We start from the raw sequence: 21,288 nt of genomic DNA, 5'->3' as shown, positions 1-21,288 counted from the left end.
CTCGTTTAAAAGTTCCCTACGTTAGTACGAAATGTCTTGCCAAATTCAAGGAAATATTTGACCTTTGGCTTAATATTTTAAATGATCTGAGCTAAAAGACAAAATCGATCCTTAATCGTTTAGTAAATTATAAATAGATGTAAGACAAAGGCTAAAGAATGGAATATTAAAGAATATTCCCTTTTAGGTTAAAATAATACATGATGTGCTTTTAATTGAATTTGTGTTTGGAAACTCTTGTCTTTTAAATATTGGCTAAGGGTTTTCACTGAATTTCATAGGTGTTTACCCTGAATTTTCATAGATTGAAGCTTCAAACTCAAAATTTAGTTGGATATTTGGAAAAGCAAATTTGAGAATTCAGATCTTTTCTTTTTTCTAAATAATGAAAATTCTTGAATTCTTAAAGCAGCATTTTAATTGAGTCAAAGTCTTTAGTTAAATTGATTTATTGAATTTGTCTGAATTGTTAAAATCTTAAATACTTCTTAAAATATTATAAAATAAATTAAGAAAAATTAGGCAATTTGAAATTACCAATTTAACTTTGAATTGGAACAACCCCATAATCATAAAGAATTTTCATTCTAGGCAATAAAGTCCAATTTAGATGATGGTTTTGTTTAATATATTATAGAAATAACAATTTTAAATAAATAAAAAGCCCACGATCACCCATCGTAATGGGGCGCAGGCCAACTAATCGTAACATTAGGCTGCAAAGATAGAGCATTTTTATTATTGTAATTGTTTGAATTGGTTTTTATTTCTAACCGTCTTGTGAGAACAAGACATAAATTCATTAATTATGAAAAATATTATTTTATTAAATTTAGTTTTCTTTCTTTTGTTAAAAAACAATTGTTATTCACAAAATATCAATTGTTTCAATGATGGATTTGCTAGCTTGCAACCCCAAGTAACAAATTGCCCTTTTTCAGAAATGGCTCCTGAAGATATTGATAATTTACCTTTAGTTAAAGTCTATATTAATATTCATTTTATTAATTCTAGTTTTGGAAATTTTCATCCTGGAACAACTCCAGATAATGATCCAACCAATGGGAATGAATATGCGGATAGAATGATATTAAATGCAAATGGAATATTATCAAACCTCCAACCAAATCCAATAGGTAACCATCATAAACTAGGGGATTCCAAAATAAGATTTGAATTGTATTCAGACCCAAATAACACAAATGATGTAAATCATGGAGTATGGTATTGGGATACAGAACCTACTACTTTGCCTTATGAAAATGTAATGAATATTATTATGTATAGTAATGACGATGAAGACGGTGATTTTAATGGCTATGTATATAGTATTAATGGATGTCCGAATCGAGCATATTTACATGGTGCTTACTATAATGTTATAAATAACGGACCTTTTTTATGGTGGTCATATGGTCCACTAATGTGCCATGAAGTCTTTCATACTTTTGGATTATGTCATTCTTATTCTATTGATGCGTCAAATATATGTAAAGATGTTGACATAAATCCACAAGTCGAATGTAATAAGTCTGCTGGTCATCCTGATTGTGGATCAGGAGGAGGTATTTATTGTAATCCTTGGAATAGTGGTAGTACTAATATGATGGGGAATAATGGAACTTTTAATTCTCTTACAATCTGTCAATGGGGACTTGCTTACAATAATTTGATTTCAAGAGGTTGCTCACATGTTGATTTTTGTGAACCGAATAATAATCCAATCGAAATAACTGTAAATACTTTGTGGGATAAGTTAAAAATAGTTACCCAACCAGTCCAAATTATGCCTGGAGCTACTTTAACTATAACATGCGAAGCACGATTTAGTCCTACAGCATATATTGAAGTTAGAAGAGGAGCTAGGTTAATAGTGGATGGAGCATTATTAACCAATTTATGCCCGAGTGCTTGGCCTGGAATTCAAGTTTGGGGGAATCCGAATCTAGATCAACCTGATCCTGCATCAAATCCTGGTAATGCAACTATAGCTGGAATTGTTAGAATAATAAATAATGCTACTATTCAACATGCTGGGACTGCCATTTCTACTGGAGCTTGGGCATTGGGTGGTGCAGGATGGCAATATGTAGGAGGGGTTGTTTATGCAGAAAATAGTAATTTTATAAATAACAAAAGAGCTGTTGAGTTCTTGTCCTACAAGTTTTCAAATAAAAGTAAGTTTATTAATTGTTTGTTCACAGAACCAGACGGTTGGGCAGGTAATTCCGTTGGGGTAACAATTTGGGATTGTAATGGAATTGTTTTTAATCGAAACAGATTTCTAAATTTAGATGTTGCAGGTATTTATGGTATTGATTTTGGAGCTATTATTGTTGACCATAATCAATTTAGAAATTTAACAACTGGAATTGAATCTTATAACACTCAATTCTATAAAGGAAACTTAGAAATTGGAAGTGAAGCTTTTACTCCCAATTATTTTAAGAATAATAGGAGGCACATATTTTGCAGCTCAACGACTGGATTGGATAAAGTAAATATTATAAATAATGACTTATTTGATGCCCAAAAGAATGGAATCATACTTGATGGTTCTTCTTATTACAATGTATCTAAAAATAGATTCATGAATACACCACTTGCAATGAGTAGCACTGCTTCAGGGTTTGATGGAAATTTTATTCGTTGTAACACTTTTCAATCACATACAAATGGGATCAAGTTTGAAGCTTACAATGAACAAACTCAATTTCTGGACAATTGTATTGAATCAACAGTTAATACAGGAATTGTTCTGAATGTTGGCACTGAAATTAGATACGAACAAGGTGGTGCTGGTCGTCCAGCTGGAAATTGCTTACAATCAGCCTTGGATATATCAACGAACAATAGTCTTGCATTTAATTATTTTGCAACCCCACAACCTTCCTTAACCCACTGCAGTCCAACAGATAATAATTGTCAACGACCAACAAATAATCTTTCAGATGGTGGATCGAATAATTACTTTTTAGGAGTTGGAAATTGGAATGGTCCAAATGGCTGTGGTAATGGAGGAGGAGATGGATTAGCACCTCCAACTATTGTAAATGCACGAAATCTAGAAACAACTGCTTTATTGGCTTGGCAACAAAATCCTGGTGATTTAAGTCTTAAAAAAATATATAATGAAATGAAATTGCAAACACGAAATGCAATCCGAACTGAAATCAAGAATGCATTAGCAACTTATTCATATCAAGAAGCTATAAATCTGTTAATTCCGAATTATTCTGAATTTGAGTTGAATTTGGCTTTCGCAATAAGAATTCAGGAGGGTAATTTTACAGAAGCTGCAATCTTATTAAGCAATATGCCAACAAATAATCAAAATGAAATTTGGCATAAACAAATACAGGCGATCAATTTAGAAAGAGCTCAATTAGGTTCAAATTACACATTAAATAACGAACAAGACCAATTATTAACTCAGATAATGAATAGCAACTCATCAGAGCGAAGTTTTGCTAGATCACTATTAGCTTTATTAAAAGGAGGATCATATGCATTTGATGTATTGCCAACCGAATTACCAGCAGAACCCAGAGTGAAATCACAATTGAAATTAGAAAATGAATATTTCAGATTAAGTCCAAATCCCGCAAAAGATTATATAGAAGTTTGGGTTAAAAATAGTAATATGTTTGAAACATTGGAATTAGTCACTTTATCTGGTACAGTCACACAAAGACAATCAATAAAAGGAAAATCAAATATAAAATTTGAACTTTCCGATTGTATTTCAGGATCATATTTTATTAAAGCAATTGATACTGATAATAAAGTGTTACAAATTAAGCAATTCGAAATTATTAAATAATTATTTATTCAGTACAGAAACAAGATGATTTGTCTTGTTTCTGTACCTTTAAATTTCAGAACTATGAAATGTCTATTGACTTCAATAATAATTCTCTTGTTCCATTCTAATAATACTGGCCAAGTTCCATTTAGTAGATTTTATGATTTTAATAATGACAATGAACAAGGTTGGAAAATAGTTCAAGCCAAAGATAAATTTATAATTGCCTGTGGCAATTTATGTGATAGCAACACAGTTTTTTGTAGTGGATTGTTATGTTTTGATAAAGATTGGAACCTCGAATGGAAGAAAACATTAGATAGTTTACCGCCTCTGTTTTTTGATTTTTTGGTTTCAGATAATGAGTTTATTTACTGTGCAGTAAGTACTGACAGTAATTATGGCCAAGAATTTTATTTAATGAAATTTGATCTTGAAGGAAATGAGATCAAGAAAAAATATTATGGACCATTTCTCAATTATGTATTACCTTTTACTATTAGTATTGATCATGATTATTTATTTATCAATATCCAATACCATAAAGTTGATGCAAATAAACCAGGATATGATTCCACTCAGGTGTGGTACATGAATAAAAATTTTGAATTAATATATTCATTTACAAATACTGATCAAAAATCTTATGAAGGATTGATTGGTTTTGAAAAAATGACAGATGACAATTTTTGTAGTGCTAAAATCTATTATGTAAAAAATGGTACAAAAGGTTTAATTAAAAAATTTGACACTTTTGGAAATATTATTTGGACATATTCAATTGATGATATTTCTGAAGAATATTATCAAGGAATAAGAGTAAGAACTACCTCCGATTCAGGCTGTGTAGGCATATGGAACAAAACTTACTGGCCCCTTTTTAATGATACTTTTCCTCAAGCACCTGTTATTTTCAAGCTTGATAAAAACGGTAGTTTGTTGTGGACCCATACTTTTTACAGCAAATATAGGAAATTTTTAAATTCAATTTTTGTAACAAAAAATGGTGATATCATTGGTATTGGCGATTCTGAATCTTTTGGACCAGGTGTTTTTTATAAAAGTAATGGATGGGTAGTAAGATTTAGTCCAAGTGGACAATTACTTTGGGAACATACATATAATGATCCAAGATCAAAAACTGGTTATGCTCATTTTAATAGCGGTGTCGAAGAGTTAACGACAGGTAATTTGGTAATGGCAGGTTCTATTTTTCCTAAAACCGAATCTGGCATAAGAGTAACAAGTGATGTTTGGATCGTAAGAATGGATGAAGAAGGATGCATTATACAAAGTTGCGATTCGATGCAATTAGTTGGAACAGAAGAATTGTTTCATAAGGTTAGATACAAATCAATAGTATGTACTAATCCTATAATTGATCAATGCTTAATCAATACTTCAGATATTTCGCAAACTATTCATTTAGAAGTTTATTCCACTAATGGAATTAAAGTATTAACAATTAGGAATTTACAATTTCCGACTCAACTTGATTTCAGTACATTAGATGATGGAATGTATTTTTTTCATTTTTTAAATAACTCAAACAAATTGATTCAAACAATTAAAATAATTAAATTATGAAATATCTCTTAATTATATTTTTATCAATTATTTCAAATCGAATCTACAGTCAATTGGAATTTGCCCCGATTGGTGCAAAATGGACTTATGAAACCACAAATTATGACTTTACTGGAGTAAAATCAAATTCGATTACTATTTTTGAAAGCACACAAGATACAGTAGTAAATCAAAAAAAATGTCGATTATTGAATCGATATGAAATAGTGAAAGGTATAATTGGCAACCAGAATATAACTTATTTATATAAACCAGCAATAATATTTCAAGATAAGTACAAAATTTATCATTTATTTCATGACAGCCTCTATTTGCTGTATGATTGGAAATTAAAATCCGGAGATTCTATAGGATTACAAGGTGAAAGATTCCCCACTGGAGGATTAGTTCCAAGGTATTCTACTAAAATTATTAGCAATATATTAGATACAAGTTTTGGATTTTCTGTTCGAAAAATAAATCAAAACATGTTCTGTGGTGGCAGATTAGGTAGTGGGGTAAATATAACACAGTTTGAAAAATTTGGCATGATAGAAAATTGTCTCTTTTATATGGGTGAGTTTTGTGGATTTGATTATAACAAATCTTTTCACTTGAGATGCTATCAAGATGATCAAGTCGGACTTATAAAATTTGATTCAATTACTTGCGATTCAATACGTACAAATACCAAACAAGTTTCAATTGGACAAAACCCCATTATATACCCCACAATAGTTACAAATAATTTGAATTTGTTAATGGCATCTGATCAAATTGTAAAACTAGAAATATATTCAATAGACGGCATAAAACAAGTAAATGCAATAATTAATAGTAATTTTTCTAAGAATATTATTGATGTTAGTCTTCTAGATTCCAATGTTTATTTTTTAAAGATCTACTTAAAAAATGGAATTATTCAAGTAGAAAAATTTATAAAAATTAAATAGTATTATTTACTTTAAGATTAAACTCATTTTACTGCCGACCAGGCTGTCAATTACCCAATAGGTTCAAATTTTTCATGTAATTTGTAAGATTACTAAAATCCTTAACATCAAATTTTGGAAACATTTCTTCTGCCATATGTTTTGTATCTTCAGTTCCAATTCTAAAAGAAATTAGTGTCCCTATATTACCTAAGATAGCGTGTCTTTTATCATCATCTAATTGATGCATATACTGATGAGCTAAAATCATACCTACTTTAAACTAAAGAAATGGCTTTGAGCTTTCAAATGTAAAGGCTTACGATTAATATACAGTAATGGAAAACTATTTGGATATAATGATATCAACATTTAACCAAGGTGTATACGTACCTATTATTGAATAAAATGAAGCTTTAGTTCGATATGCAAATAAACATATTGTGTAAATTATTTAATGATTTGAAGCACAGGAAACAGCAGCTAAACAAGATAGACGTTCTACCAATCAATTCTAATCTAAAACAAACTTATTTAGATGAATTGTATCAAGCACAATAAGTAAGCTTGTAAACAAATGGTTAATATTTATTTCCTGCCAGAATTGCAATTTCCAGCATAAATAGGAAGATAGAAGATGTAAATATTCAAAGTTCTTTCCTCTATCCTGTTAGATAATGACAACAACTAGTGCGATTGTCGACAAACATGAGTGTAAAATAATGAATATAATAAAACTAAGTACTCAAAAATATGTACAAGTCACTTTAAAACAAATGTTACTAATATACTCGTTTTGTAGTTATATATTTTTAAATTTTGAATTAATTTACAATTACAAATTTCTTAGAGCCAATTACTTTTTTAGATTTGCCATCATACGCATTAATGAAATATATCCCAGATTGATATCCTGTAATATTGTTAGTAATTAACTTATATTCATTAATTTCATAGTTCTCCGTTGGGCCTATTATTTTACCTTCTACATTGGTGATATTTATCTCAATATTTTTCTTGCCTTTCGTTATACATTCAAAATAAATGACATTTTTAGCAGGATTTGGATAGACTTCTGAAATTACACTTTCCTTTGATTTTTTATTGACTGATATGCTTCTGATGTCTAATTGAGTTGTATCTCTTGTAACACAATCACCTAATGAAACAATAGTTCGGATTATCGTCTTAATTCCCGGATATGCAAATTTTACATGATCTACTTGGTCACCAGTAAATTCCTGCACTCCTTCTGGATCAATAATGCTCCAGAATATTTGACAACCTCCTAATCCCGCCAAAGAAGCATGAAAGAAGTTAAAACTAAATTCACCTTCTTTAAAATTATCTGAATATTTAAATTGTGGATAATTCTTTTCGAAATCACATGTGCCAGTAAAATGAAAATTAAATCCATTATTTGATTCATAATTATTAATAAATATAATATAATTTTCACCCTGATTTACTTTAAGATCAGCAAGGAAATTATCAGCTGTTCCATAACATCCCTTTTTTTCATTTAGATCTTTTGATTCAGGTTTAAGACCAGTTGCGCCCATGCATCTTTCATAATTATTGTATAGGGTTCCTAGGTTTTTTCCAGAACCCATACATCTTATTGATTCCAATTTATCACAAGTTGAATTGTTTTTATAAATTATGAAATCTATATCATCATTTTGAGCTAATGGTGTTAAATCAAATGAAAATGTACCTGATTTAGTTATTTGAAATTGAATCCAAATTGAATTTGTTTCTTTAGTATCTGAATCAATACAATTTGAAATTCCTAAATTATCTTGTTCAGTTCCATAATTATCTAAACTAGATATTTTAAAATCTTTGCTGCATGGAAGAAATGTTTTCTTGCAATCCCCGAATGGGAGTGATTGTGCAGTTAAATTTAATTGAGCAATGAAAATAATAAATATTATTTTTCTAATAGATTTATTGGTATTTGATCTCATAATATGAATTTCAAATTCTAGATTCAATAATCATGCCAAAATAAAATTTGGCATGATCTTTGGTTTTAAAAATTTCATCACTAATTAGTACTAATAATTTTACTATGAAGAAAACTAGCCAACTTTCGTTTATTTCTTTCTTGTTGCTATGTCAAATAATTTTTGGAAATAAAATAACTGCACAAGAATTAGCTTATCAAAATTCAGATATTAATTATTCCAGTTTTCCCAATTGTACAAATCCATCAGATTTCATCATTTATAGATTTGATGCTGAACGAATTGAATTTTCATGGGCTGGAGTTGAAGCACCAAAAAATGGTATTAGGTATTTAGTAAGATTTCGTTATTTGGAAAATGACATTGCATATCCTTGGCGCGAGAAATTAATTCCAGAAGGAAGGTCGTGTGTACTAAATTCATTAGATAAGACTAAAACAATTGAAATTGAAGTAAAGAAACTTTGTGATGGTATTGGTGGCAAGTACGAGTTATCATCAGATTGGGTACAAGTTATTAAATATGATTTAAATCCAAATAAACCAAGGTCTGAATTTACTTCAATGGAGGAATGCAAGTGGATATTGGGTGCAACAACAACTCGTTTACAAGATAATAATTATCAAGTTGAAATAAATTCAATAGCGCCTCCAAACAATCCTTTTTGGAGATATGAAGTTCAATATAAAGCTTGTGTCTCAGGTGCTCAATATCAGCATATTTTTATTTTAACAGGAACTTCAGATACTATCATTTCTCCTCCTGAAGGAATTTGTGAAATGGCAGTTAGAATTATTTGGGGTGGCGCTGGTGGTGAAAACTATGAGCATTGGTGTACTTGGCAAACTATCATTATTAATAAGGACAATAACCCGCCTATCTCAAGCATGCCTTGCGGTACAGGTCATTCTATCAATATTTCAAATACTAGTCCTTTAAATAACGGTGCGAATGGTCAAACTTGGACCGTATCTGGTCTACCGTTTGTTGTAAGTAATGTAACATCTTCTGCAACTCCAGGAATATACAGTGGTAAAGGAATTTTATCTTTTCCTTTTGGCAATAAGCAATTAGAAGTTGAATTTACTGGTATTGGAGTTAACAATCAAATGCAAGTTTTCTCAGGTACAGTAACTGGAGTAAATGGAAATCTAACTTGTTATAAAACCGGAACAAATTTTAGTATAGGAGGTGATATTTGTATTGCTAAAGCAAATAAAGAAGGATGGAATGCTGATGGTACATGGGCTGCTACAGGATTATCAACAAATCCATTTGGCTTTGATATAAGTGGAAAGTATAAGAAACTGCCACCATATAATGGCTACAAAGAAGGTGACCCTTATGATGATAATTTTGATCCTAATGGCTTTGATGCTAATGGTATAAATAGAGAAACAGGATCTAAATATGGGCCTAATGGTTGCAGTAGAGAAGGATTGGATAAAGATGGAAAGAATTGTGACCCAAGTGATGGCAAAGGGCCATATTGGTGGATGTCAGGTGGAGGATTTTCAGAATCGGGCAAAAAATTTGCTGAAACATTAGGTGAGACCTTAAGAGTTCATGTTATTGCAACTTTAACAGATCTAAATGAATTTATTACAACAAAAGCAGGATTAATTGATGATAAATGCAATGGATTTAGAACAATAATTAACACAAACCTAGACCCAAGTTGGAATGCAGAATTTATTAAAGGTGCTGGAGGAAAATATTTTGAAAAAGGAATGAGTAAAAATTTTACTTCACCACCAAGTGAACTTAACACTAGTATATTGAGAAGAGGAGGAAAACAAAATGATCTTGAAAAAGCACATGTAGATCTATATAATTGCGATGTAGAATATCAAAAATATGATGCAATAATAAAAGAAATTGAACTAATTCTTACAGAGCCAAATATTACAGAACTGGTTGCTAGAATTAAAAATATTATTTCTTACCTTCCTAAAGATAAAATTGATGCTTTTGAAGCTGACAATCAAGTCTTTTTAGATTGGCTAAAAGAAGAAATAATCCGCCAACTTACAACGGATGAGGAATCAAGTTTTAGCTTGCGTCAACAGCCCAAGGGATTTAATTTAGAACCGTTTAATGGAATAAATTTCAATGAATTTATTCCTAATTCTTCAGAAATAGCATCTACTGACGATATATATATAGAAGAAAGTCAAGAAAGTTATAATCAACAATTAAATTATAAAATTCAGCAAGGTCATCAGATTATATTTGGAAAACACCGCGCGCTTTGGTATGAACAGGACGCTTTAATGAAACATTTTATGAAGGACGAACCTCCATGTCTTCATGAAGGATCTAAAATGCCAATAATTTTATCTAAAGTAGTTGCTGATGAAGAACAGAATATTTACTTTGATAATATAGTATTTGGCCCTAATTCAGGCACTTGTGATATTTATTTTGTTGTTAATGTAAATACAACTGGTAATAAATTTGTGTTTCAGGCCATAGGAGTTGAAATTTCAGAAGGAGGATTAATAAGTCCTACCAAACTTAAAATTAATAATGATATAGATATTAGAATTAATAATACCTCTAAATTAAAGATTAAAGGAAATGCAAATGAGACATATGTTGAATTTGATTGCAATGGGCTTAAAGAAATCTCAATTGATGCTGAAGTTGAATTTTGTAGAAATTTCTTAGTTCCTGTCGATCCTGCAACGCAAGAAGTTATTCAAAATCCCGACACTAAAGTTAAAGCTGCGTTTGCAGTCAAAATGGCAAGCTGGGGCCAATTCATGATTTCAATAAGCATTGGAAGTTTCGCAATTGCAAATGCGCAAGATATAAAGTGGACACTTTCCAAAGCTATATTAGATTTTAGCGACCATTCTTCACCTGCTTTTACCTTTCCGCCTAATTACGGAGGTGCATTTGTAGATGCTAATGGTCATCCTACTCCAGAATGGAGAGGTGTTTTTATTGATACTATTCAAGCTACATTACCCAAAAAGTTTTCTAAAGCCGGCTCACCACCTATTTCAGTTGGTGCGTATAGAGTTATTTTTGATGGTATGGGATTCACAGGAAATGTTGCAGCTAATCATATTTTAAGTATCGATGATGGAAGTATAGGAGGATGGGCATTATCAATTGACAACATCACAGTAGGTATAACTAAAAATGAATTATCAGGAGGGAGCATGGCAGGCATGATAAATGTTCCAACTTTTACTGAAAATTTAGCTTATTCTGCAACAATTTTCCCAGGGGATAAATATGAATTTCAAGTAACAACTACAGGTGAATTATCTGCAAATTTATGGGCTGCAAAAGTAATATTAGAAAAAAATTCAGGGGTGAGTATAGGTGTCCAAAATGGTGATTTCAATATCTTAGCTAACTTAAATGGTAAAATAGAGGTAGATGGCAATTTGGGTGGAATCAATGTTAAAGTTCCTTCTATCCAATTTGAAAATGTTCAGATAGGTAATAAAGACCCATATTTCAGTCCAGGTAAATGGTCAGTTACTGGTGCAGTTGGCATCAAGTGTGGTGGGTTTGAAATTACTGCTGAAAAAATTGGTTTATCACAGGGCGCAACAACAAAAGATGTAAACTTAGACTTAACGGTAAAAGTTACCCTAACTGATATCGTTTCAGGAGAAATGGGTGGTTCTGCATCTTTAAAAATTAAGGGAAAGCTTGAGGAAATAAGTGATAAACAAAAATGGATTTATGATAAAATTGAGTTAACAGGTATTTCAATAAAGGGTAACATATCAGGTAATAAAATTTATGGCGATCTTCAGTTTTATGATAATCAAGATAATCCAGCTGTAGGCACAGGTTTTAAAGGTAGTTTACACTGCGAGTTCAAAGGATTAGTAGAACTCAATGTGTTCGCCACTTTTGGACATTTTTCTGACTACAAATTTTTCTGTGTAGATGCAATGGCGTATTTAGACAAGCCTATACCTATGGGATTCCTGTCATTGTATGGTTTTGGTGGAGGTATTTATAATAGAATGTCAAGAAATGCTTTACAACCATTACAAAATAATAATTATGAACCTGGACATATATTACAAGCAGGTCTAGCTCCTTCTGGTGCTGTATATAGCCCTGATAAGAATTTGGGATTGGGACTCATTGCGACAATTGCTTTAAGTGCATCTGTAAAAGAAGCATTTAATTGCAATGTTACATTTGGTGTTCAGTTTCTATCTACAGGTGGATTGAGCAATGTTAGTATTGACGGAAATGCAAGGTTTATGGCAGCATTAGAAATGATTCAATTGCCTGTTAAAATACCAGGTTCGAAGCCTAATGGAGCTATGCTTAGTGCTAATATGGCTGTGAAGTATGATTTTCAATCTCATCAGTTTGATGGAGATCTTGAAGTATATGCAAATGTTTTAGGAATTTTAAAGGGAGCAATGCCTGGTGATAAAATGGTAGATTCTAAAATCCATTTTGGTGCTGGATCTTGGTATATTTATGTTGGAACACCAGAAATGCCTTGTGGTATTAAAATTGCAATTCCAGGTCTTGGCACTTTAGCTGAAGCTAGATCATATTTAGATATTGGTACAGATGTACCAGATTTCATTCCTCTTACTGAAAAAGGGTTTCCAGATTTAAAAGGATCCAATTTAACTGCTAGAGGAAGAAATTCAGGAACTGGTTTTGTATTCGGAACTGCAATGAAATTTGGATTTGATGAAAAATCATTTTTAATGTTTTATGCAAAAATGCAATTTGATTTTGGCTTTGATATGATGGTTTCTAAATTTCCTAATGTCCTTTGTTCAAATGGTTCTGGAGGAAGTGAGGCTTTAGGAATTAATGGTTGGTATGCACAAGGTCAATCATGGGCTAATCTTGAAGCGAATGTTGGAATTAAAGTAAAAGTATTTAAAAAGAAAAAGAAATATGAAATCTTTTATCTGTCGGCTGGAGTAGGAATGGCAACAAAATTACCTAACCCATTTTATGCTACTGGACAAATGAGGGCATCGTATAGAATATTAGGTGGACTTGTTAAAGGAAAATGTAATTTCATATTTGAGATAGGCGAACCATGCGATATTGTTGGAGAAAATGATGAAGCTTTAGAGGCTGGCGTAATATTAACATTAGGGCCAAATGATAAAAGTGAACAACAAGAAGTTACTGTACGACCTGAGGCTGAATTTTCGGTTGATCTAAATACAATTCAAGAAGATATTGATGAAAATGGGAGTACTCACAATTATATAGCAAAACTAAAATCTGTAAGTTTGAAAACTAAAGCAGGATCAGAAATTCCAAGTAAAACAATAATTAAAGCATCTTCCTTGACTTACACTCCATATTACTTTTTACCATCAAACGACACCTTGATTTTCAAGGTAGCAGTTGAAGTATTTAGAGATGGTGTATTAGACACCATTGAAGAAAGACAAGCAGAATTCACAACAGGATCTTATCCAGAATTCATTCCAGAAGGTAATATTACTGGGTCCTATCCTTTTGATAATATGGAATACTTTTATCAAAAAGAATTTAAAAATGCTCAAGGGTTTATAAAACTAGCTTATGGGATGCCTGAATTATTTATTGGAGCATCTAAAAATGATATAAGAGCACGATTTACAGCTGGTGGACAACGAGTCGAATCAGACGCGGCTTATGATTTTGGTCAAAGTCAGATTATTTTTAACATACCTAATTTAAATCATAACCAAGACTATTTACTTGAAATAATAGATACAAGAAAGAAAAGTAATGAAACTGGAGACTTTCAAGTCTTGTGTAAAATTAAATTTCACACAAGCCAATTTGATTATTTTAAAGATAAGTTAGTTGCTTTCGTTAGTAGTAGTACAGTAAATGAAGAATCAAACCATGATTTCATTCTAACTTCATCTGCTCCTGAAAAATTTGCACAATCAGAAATTCCAATGATTAATGTTTATCCAGGATTCAATCAATGGTTTATGGAAAAAATTGGAAAACTAGGTATCGATGAATACGTATTTTGTCCTCATAAAACTATGACAGAATATTTTAATAAATTATTGTATCCAGACGCAATTGATGTAACTCAAATTTCAACAAGCGGTATTCGATGGATGCAAGCTTCAAATTCAGTGAAATTGATTAATCTAATTAGTGATAGTAATAAATCAATAAAAAAACAAAATTCTAATACAGATCAATCTAAAAAGAAAAAGTCAGTTGATGAATCTTGTCCTGACTTCGATGAAATTTCATCAATTGATCTTTATTTCTATGGTGATGTATTATGTGAACTTAGATACTCTCCACCTGGCCTGAATTTTTCAACCAGCAGTGTAACTGTAAATCTTAAAACTAAAACCGTTAAATAAAACAATTATGAAAAAAATATTAATCTTACTTTTAATTAGTTCATCCATTTTAGCACAGCCGAGTTTGTTGCTTGATATTGAAAAAGGTTCTGGTTCAAGTGACTATACCGGAATAAATTTCATCAGAGTAAATTCAAAGTTATTTTTTACAGCCACAAATGCAAGTCTTGGCTCTGAATTATACATTACTGATGGCACACCTGGAAAAACAAAATTAGTAAAAGATATTTATCCAATAGTATCAGAAGGTTCTTCACCAAAATTTTTAACAGAATTTAATGGACAACTATTATTCGCAGCTCAAGAAAATCTTCATGGCCTGGAATTATGGATATCTGATGGTACAGAAGCTGGTACACATATAGTTAAAGATATTAATCCTGGTCCGAGTGAATCCATGTCAGGATCGGTTGGAAAAGGCAAACAGATTATTAGTTTCAAAAACAAAGCTTACTTTTTTGCAAAGGATAAGCCAGGTGAAAATCCTGCTCTTTGGGAAACTGATGGTACAGAACAAGGAACTATTAAATTAGTCACCTTTAATTCAACTTTTCCTGATCCCAACAATTTAACAATCTTTCAAGACAATTTATATTTTACTGTAAAGGAAAATTCTACAGAAGGATATGAATTATATTCATTCAATATTTCAACCAAATCTATAAAATTGGTTAAGGATATTACATCTAATGATGATACCAAATTTAGTGAAGTTACATCAAGTTCTAAATATATATATTTTGTTGGACAATCGACGCTAGATGGTAATAATATTTATGTAAGCGATGGTACAGAACAAGGAACAAAAGCAATTAAAAAAATTATCAAAGTTGGGTTTAATCCAGCAGGTAAATTCACCTTTACAAATGATAAAACCTTTTTCTTTGCGAATGATTCAATTTTTGTTACAGATGGATCTTCTACAGGGACTATAAATCTAGGTTTAAAAGTTCATAATACTAATGCCTCTAATTGGGTTTCTGATGGAGACAAAATATATTTTGAAGGCATTAATCCTGCAACAAATTTAGGATATGAACTATACCAATCGGACGGTACTATTCCAGGAACTAAAATAGTTAAAGATCTTAATACTGGAAGTGATGGGTCCGATCCAGTTTATCTTACATTGATTGGAAAAACTCTATATTTCGTAGCAAATGATGGGGTGAAAGGTCCAGAAATCTATTATACTGATGGCACTAGCGCTGGCACAAAATTGCTTTATGATATTGTACCTGGTCCGAGCTCATCAAGTCCAAGATATCTTAAATATTTCGGAAGTAAGCACTTGTTTTTTTATCAAAATGATAATGTTGTTGGTTTGGAACCATATTCCTTTGAGTTGAATATTGTTGGAACTGTTGATACAAAATCAAAATTCCAATCACTTCAGGTAAACTCATTTAAAAATCACTGGGAAGTATTACTACCTGGGAACCTAAATTCAGCATCAAATAAGACCAATCTTGAATTATTTGATCTTTCTGGAAGAATTATAAAGTCAGTTAAGATTTCTTCATTAAATAATTCAAGAATAATAATGCAAAAGCCTGATATAAAGGGAAATTACTATATTAACTTAAAAGCAGGTAACAAAATTTTCATTTCCAAACAGCTATCAAGTTTTGACTAAACCTAATATTTTTTTAAATAACATATTAAAAAAAATTACACAAATGAGAACATTAAATAAACCTGTAATTTTTCTTTTATTTTCACTGATTAGTTTAACTTTAAAGAGTCAGTGTTATATCAATCTAGGAGATTACTCAGGTGCTACACCCCAAAGCACATCGTTCTTTGAGGCAGATGCCTGCGATTTAAGGAGTGTATTTCCAGATATCGCTAAATTCGCAGTATATGATTTTGGATTCTATACTGAAACAGAACCAATGGCAGGAAGTGAAGGATACGAATCATTCTTGACAGTAGCAAAAAGTCAAATTCATCATGACTATTATCTGCTTTTTGCTAGAATTAATACCCCATCTGGTTTAAATCAAAGAATTATAGTGGAATTCAAGTTTCCATTTGAAGAAACAGCTTTTAATTGTCTTATAGAAGATGATATTAAAAATTTTAGATTATATTTAACAGCCTATTGTAATGACCAATTGAATAAATCTGGAAGTGCTGATTTAGCAATTCAGAATACTATTATTAAATATAAAAAATTTATTGAAGATAAAAAAGAATGTTGTGTGACGGGTTTAACATTTAGTTGTTCAAGTGCTTTAACTGATGAAGAATTGGAAAAAGTATATAATGATCTGGGTTACTATAATATTGTTGGGAGCATATCTAATGTGATTTCGAATCAAACTAATATTGGAACTACATTTTCAAGCGACGTATCATGTAGTATTAATAACTATAATTGTTTAGAAGTACTACTAAACGTGCATAATGAATTAAATAAGTACGTATCAACAGTAATTCATTTTAATGTTAACAATTTAGCAGGTACCACTATAAGTAATTCTAATAACAATAACGCAATTCTAAACATTCATGGTGTTATACAAAAAATGAATAATAATACCTATAAAGGCTTCATTAATGTAAAATCTGAACCTGGCAAAGGTCCAGGGCATAAATTATGGTTTGTTAAATTACCTAATGTTACTTTGAGTGATGACATGTTGAAAGCTGATGTTAAGAATCATTTTAAAACTTTATGTGGGAGTGCTCCTACTATAGAGGTTATAGATGGAGATTCTAATCCTGCAAGCAAATTGAATACTACAAATTATTCCAATACTGACCATATTATTGTTATCGGTGAAACTGCATCGAATATCTTGAATTTTTTGAAAAAAAATCAAACATTATGTAGTTTTGATTGTAGCGGTTGTGGAATTGCTGACGATCTAGGGAATCAAGTATTAATAGAGAGGTTTAATAAAACCCGATCAAGTAAAACAGGCGGTTTTTTAAGAGCACTTTCTGTAGAAATATCAGAAGGATTATGTAGCCACATAAATATAGTTGATGGATTTATAAATTACAGTCAATTACCATCTCATATGATTGATTTCAAAACAAACTCTAAAACAGACCTTATTGGATACCTAAGTGTTCATGTAATGGGGCACAATTCAATAATTGGTACCCACCAAGATCATTTTTATCCGAATCACTTTATGGCCGATGGAGAAGGTATTAAACATTTCATGTCAAGAACAGAATTAAAAAACACAACAAATTGTCCTAAATGTTTTAAATTAACAGATTTATATAACTTCAATAATTATACAGGAGTAAAAGAATTAACTGTTTTCGATGCCCTAAAAGAAAAACTATGTGCCGTAATTGGGGAATAGCATTTATAGTTTTCCTATTACTTTTTGATTGTAATAAAAAAAAAGAATCAAATAGAATAGTAATTAATGATATTAAGAACAAGGATTCAATAGTAATTAATACAAATTGTAGTTATTTTACCTCATTTATTCATGAAAATTTTCATCCCGAATTCTATGGAGATTGGCATGGTTCACAATACTTTTTATTCTATAACTCTGTAGATGAAGAATTTATTTCATTTTCTGTAAAAAATGGAATAGGAAATTTAAAAGAGGCAACAAGATTCGAGCATGATTTAATGATATGGCTATATGATACTTATTATATTAAAAAAGATTCACTTAATTCCATATATTCTGAGTATTATTTTTGTAATCAGGCCTTTAGTGTTAAAAATCGCACACTTATTGACATTAAAGCAAGCTTGACTAAAGATTATAACTTTAAAATAGAATTAATTGATCAAATAGTACCTAACAAGCAATTTTTATACTATTTAAGATTTACTTCAAATAATAAATTGTATAACATAACCTACACAACTAAAAATATAGAATTAATATATAGTAACTATTTTGGAAAGGAATTTTATAATATCGTTCCAAAAAAATAAAATATTGATTGTGGTTTATCCTAATCAGGTTTAATAATAAACTAAAAACACATTGTTTGATTCTATAACAATTTTATGCAGTCAAAATTAATCACTAGAAAACAAATATTGTTCTTGAGAATTGAAAAAGGGAAAAGTTAAAAACTTGATGCATTCATGAAGCAACAAACTACTATCAAGTATGAAATGTTATAATTGAGTTTATTTAATTCAATACTATTATTCAAATAGTATGAATTTTTCATTTCATTAAGTACAATTTACTAAAAATAGTCTACTTGTTTTAACTATCAAAATTAAGAGAATATTGCTTTAGGATTCAAATATGTATATAAATAGCACAAATTCAATGATTTACAATTTATTTTAAAAATTGGTAAGGTTTTTGATTATATAGTATAAAAATCCATTATATGAGAACATATGTTATTTCTTTTTTATTTTTTATTGGAGCTTTTATTGTCGTTTCAAACGGACAAGAAACACCTCTAATATATAAGCTACAGGGGTTTGTTGAAACTGATAAAGTCATGCTGCGGTGGGCACCAGCTAATGAGAAGTCTTGGCGTGAAGGCATAAAGACTGGCTATAAATTAAGTAGGTTTACCATTTCTTATGATGGTGTAGATTATACTAAAGAACAATCTATTGAAAGTAAAGTCATATTATTAGATACTATCAAGCCTCTTCCTGAAGACGATTGGGAACTTAAAGCAGATTCAAACCGCTATGCAGGAATTGCTGCTGGAGCAATATATGGAGATACATTCGAAATAGAAGATTTATCTTCCTCTGCAACAATAAGAGCATTTAGCCAAATTAAGCAAAATGAAAATCGGTTTGCATTTTCATTAATGGCAGCTGAAATGGATTTTTCTGTTGCTTCAGACATGGGTTTAGCATACACAGACACATATGAAATTCAACCTGGATATGAGTATTTATATATCCTAACCTTAGGTCAAGATAAGGATACATTAGTGTTGGAAGACGGATTGTTTATTGCGAAAATTGATTCTATTTCAATTTTAGATAAAGTTGACTCTCTTGTAGTTACTCCTGGTGATAAGGCAGCATTTATTCAATGGAGTTTGCCAATAGAATCTGAATATTCTGCTTACCAAGTGGAACGTTCTTCAGATGGTGGTCAAACCTTTTTAAAAATAAATGATTTGCCTCAAGTAACAGTGGAAGGCGAAAATCAGCAAGGAATTAGTATTACAGATACTTTAGCTGATAATAATACTGTATATGTTTACAGAGTCAGAGGTATTAATTCATTTGGAATGCTAGGACCACCTTCCGATACTATTCAAGTTCAAGGTAAAGTAGGAAAGAAGGATTATCAAATTGTGATAACCAACATTGATGAAGTTGTCAACCAAGGTATGTTGATTCATTGGCAGTATCAGAATATTCCACCTACTAATGAAATTGCTTTTGTTGATGTATATAAAGCAAGAGGTGTTGATCAAGATTATGTAAAAATAAATCCAAGCCCCATTCCAAACACTCAAAATAATTTCATGGACCCAAATCCATATCTTAGTAATTATTATAGAGTTGTAATGACTGATATACATGGTCATCAATATATCTCAATACATTCATTATCACAGAAAGCTGATAGCACGCCTCCTGCAGTTCCTACTCAACTTGTTGGAACAATCGATAATAATGGTCAAGTAGTCTTAAAATGGGGTCGAAATACTGAAGAAGACATGAATGGTTATAGGGTATTTTTATCTAATTTTAGAGATTCAGTTTTCGTTCAAGTGTCGGAAGACATAATTAGAGATACTTTTTATAGTTATACAGTAAGTTTGAATACACTTACCAAGAAAGTTTATTTTAAAATTACAGCAGAAGATCAGAGGCATAATAGATCGGAGAAATCATTAGTTTGTGAGATAACAAGACCGGACATAATTCCACCATCCAATCCACTGCTTCATGTTGTTAACCCAACTCCCGCAGGTATCTATATTAGTTTTGTCCCTAGTATGTCTGAAGATGTAACTTTTCATAAGTTGCAAAGAAGAAAATTGGGAACTAGACTCTGGTCCACATTGTATAGCATCCCAGGAGTTCAATATGGACAATCATATGCTTATGTAGATTCGACAGTTACCATTGATTATATATACCAGTATAGAATTTTAGCCATTGATGGTGATGACAATTTTTCAAGCTCAAAAATTATTGACGTAAGAGCTTTTGATACTGGATTAAGAGGTGACATATTAGCTTTGGAGGTGAACAAAGTTACATATACAAACAATACCGCAAGCGGCAATTCATCCAATTATGTAAGTGCATACCCATCAACTGTCAATATTATACAATGGGATTATCTTAAAAAAGATGATTTATTTAGTTTTGAAATATACAGATCCATAGAAAATGGCCCATTTAGAATAATAGATGTAGTCTATATGAATAGAAATACGCATACCTATCCACCAGAATTAATGCAGTTTGTTAATTTGAACAAATTCTTTTATATAGATATGGCAATGCTTCAAAAGAATGTCATAGGACAAAATGGTTCCGGAAATGGTGGTGGTAATGGTGCAGGAGGAAATGGCTCAGGTGGAAACGGAGCAGGAGGAAATGGCTCAGGCGGAAATAATCCAAATGGAAATGGTAATAGTACAAATAGAATTTATAACTATAAAGTCATAGCACATCATAAAGATGGTGCTACTTCAACCTTTTCGCAGTCTACATCGGTTACAGTAAATTAATAAAT

The 21,288-nt window shown here is 30.9% G+C and carries 10 protein-coding genes; 8 read left to right on the top strand and 2 right to left on the bottom strand.

All coding sequences use genetic code 11. The features are described from left to right. The first annotated feature begins 808 nt into the window (after positions 1 to 808). The 3 genes from IPK88_18000 (at position 809) to IPK88_17990 (ending at position 6,324) form a co-directional block, all read left to right on the top strand. Entirely contained in the window at positions 809 to 3,823 is a 3,015-nt protein-coding gene (locus tag IPK88_18000; GenBank protein MBK8245324.1) for a hypothetical protein, read from the top strand. A 63-nt stretch (positions 3,824 to 3,886) separates the two neighbouring features. Then, entirely contained in the window at positions 3,887 to 5,392 is a 1,506-nt protein-coding gene (locus IPK88_17995; GenBank protein MBK8245323.1) for a T9SS type A sorting domain-containing protein, read from the top strand. Next, positions 5,389 to 6,324, top strand: coding sequence for a T9SS type A sorting domain-containing protein (locus tag IPK88_17990; protein ID MBK8245322.1), 936 nt, complete (start codon positions 5,389 to 5,391; stop codon positions 6,322 to 6,324). The genes IPK88_17995 and IPK88_17990 overlap by 4 nt, the downstream gene beginning before the upstream one ends. A gap of 46 nt (positions 6,325 to 6,370) precedes the next feature. Here IPK88_17990 and IPK88_17985 read toward each other — a convergent pair whose 3' ends face one another. Continuing rightward, entirely contained in the window at positions 6,371 to 6,553 is a 183-nt protein-coding gene (locus IPK88_17985) for a hypothetical protein (protein ID MBK8245321.1), read from the bottom strand. A gap of 574 nt (positions 6,554 to 7,127) precedes the next feature. Continuing rightward, the gene (locus IPK88_17980; protein ID MBK8245320.1) at positions 7,128 to 8,273 is read right to left on the bottom strand and encodes a T9SS type A sorting domain-containing protein; all 1,146 of its coding nucleotides are present in this window, start codon (positions 8,271 to 8,273) and stop codon (positions 7,128 to 7,130) included. A 104-nt stretch (positions 8,274 to 8,377) separates the two neighbouring features. Here IPK88_17980 and IPK88_17975 point away from each other — a divergent pair, with 104 nt between their 5' ends. The 5 genes from IPK88_17975 (at position 8,378) to IPK88_17955 (ending at position 21,283) form a co-directional block, all read left to right on the top strand. Further along, on the top strand, positions 8,378 to 14,614 hold the full coding sequence (locus IPK88_17975; GenBank protein MBK8245319.1) for a hypothetical protein: 6,237 nt from the start codon (positions 8,378 to 8,380) through the stop codon (positions 14,612 to 14,614). Positions 14,615 to 14,621: 7 nt separating this feature from the next. Beyond that, on the top strand, positions 14,622 to 16,250 hold the full coding sequence (locus IPK88_17970) for a T9SS type A sorting domain-containing protein (protein MBK8245318.1): 1,629 nt from the start codon (positions 14,622 to 14,624) through the stop codon (positions 16,248 to 16,250). 43 nt (positions 16,251 to 16,293) lie between these two features. After that, a complete protein-coding gene (locus tag IPK88_17965; protein MBK8245317.1) occupies positions 16,294 to 17,940 on the top strand; it encodes a hypothetical protein in 1,647 nt (548 codons plus the stop codon). Beyond that, positions 17,919 to 18,536 carry a hypothetical protein gene (locus IPK88_17960; protein ID MBK8245316.1) on the top strand — a complete coding sequence of 206 codons (618 nt, stop codon included), beginning with the start codon at positions 17,919 to 17,921 and terminating at the stop codon, positions 18,534 to 18,536. The genes IPK88_17965 and IPK88_17960 overlap by 22 nt, the downstream gene beginning before the upstream one ends. A 413-nt stretch (positions 18,537 to 18,949) precedes the next feature. Continuing rightward, positions 18,950 to 21,283, top strand: coding sequence for a hypothetical protein (locus IPK88_17955; protein MBK8245315.1), 2,334 nt, complete (start codon positions 18,950 to 18,952; stop codon positions 21,281 to 21,283). Positions 21,284 to 21,288 lie beyond the last annotated feature (5 nt).

This window comes from Candidatus Defluviibacterium haderslevense (genome assembly GCA_016712225.1).
Lineage (GTDB): Bacteria > Bacteroidota > Bacteroidia > Chitinophagales > Saprospiraceae > Vicinibacter > Vicinibacter haderslevensis.
The sequence above is the reverse complement of the archived record's forward strand: the minus strand, read 5'-3'. Positions and strand labels throughout refer to the sequence as shown.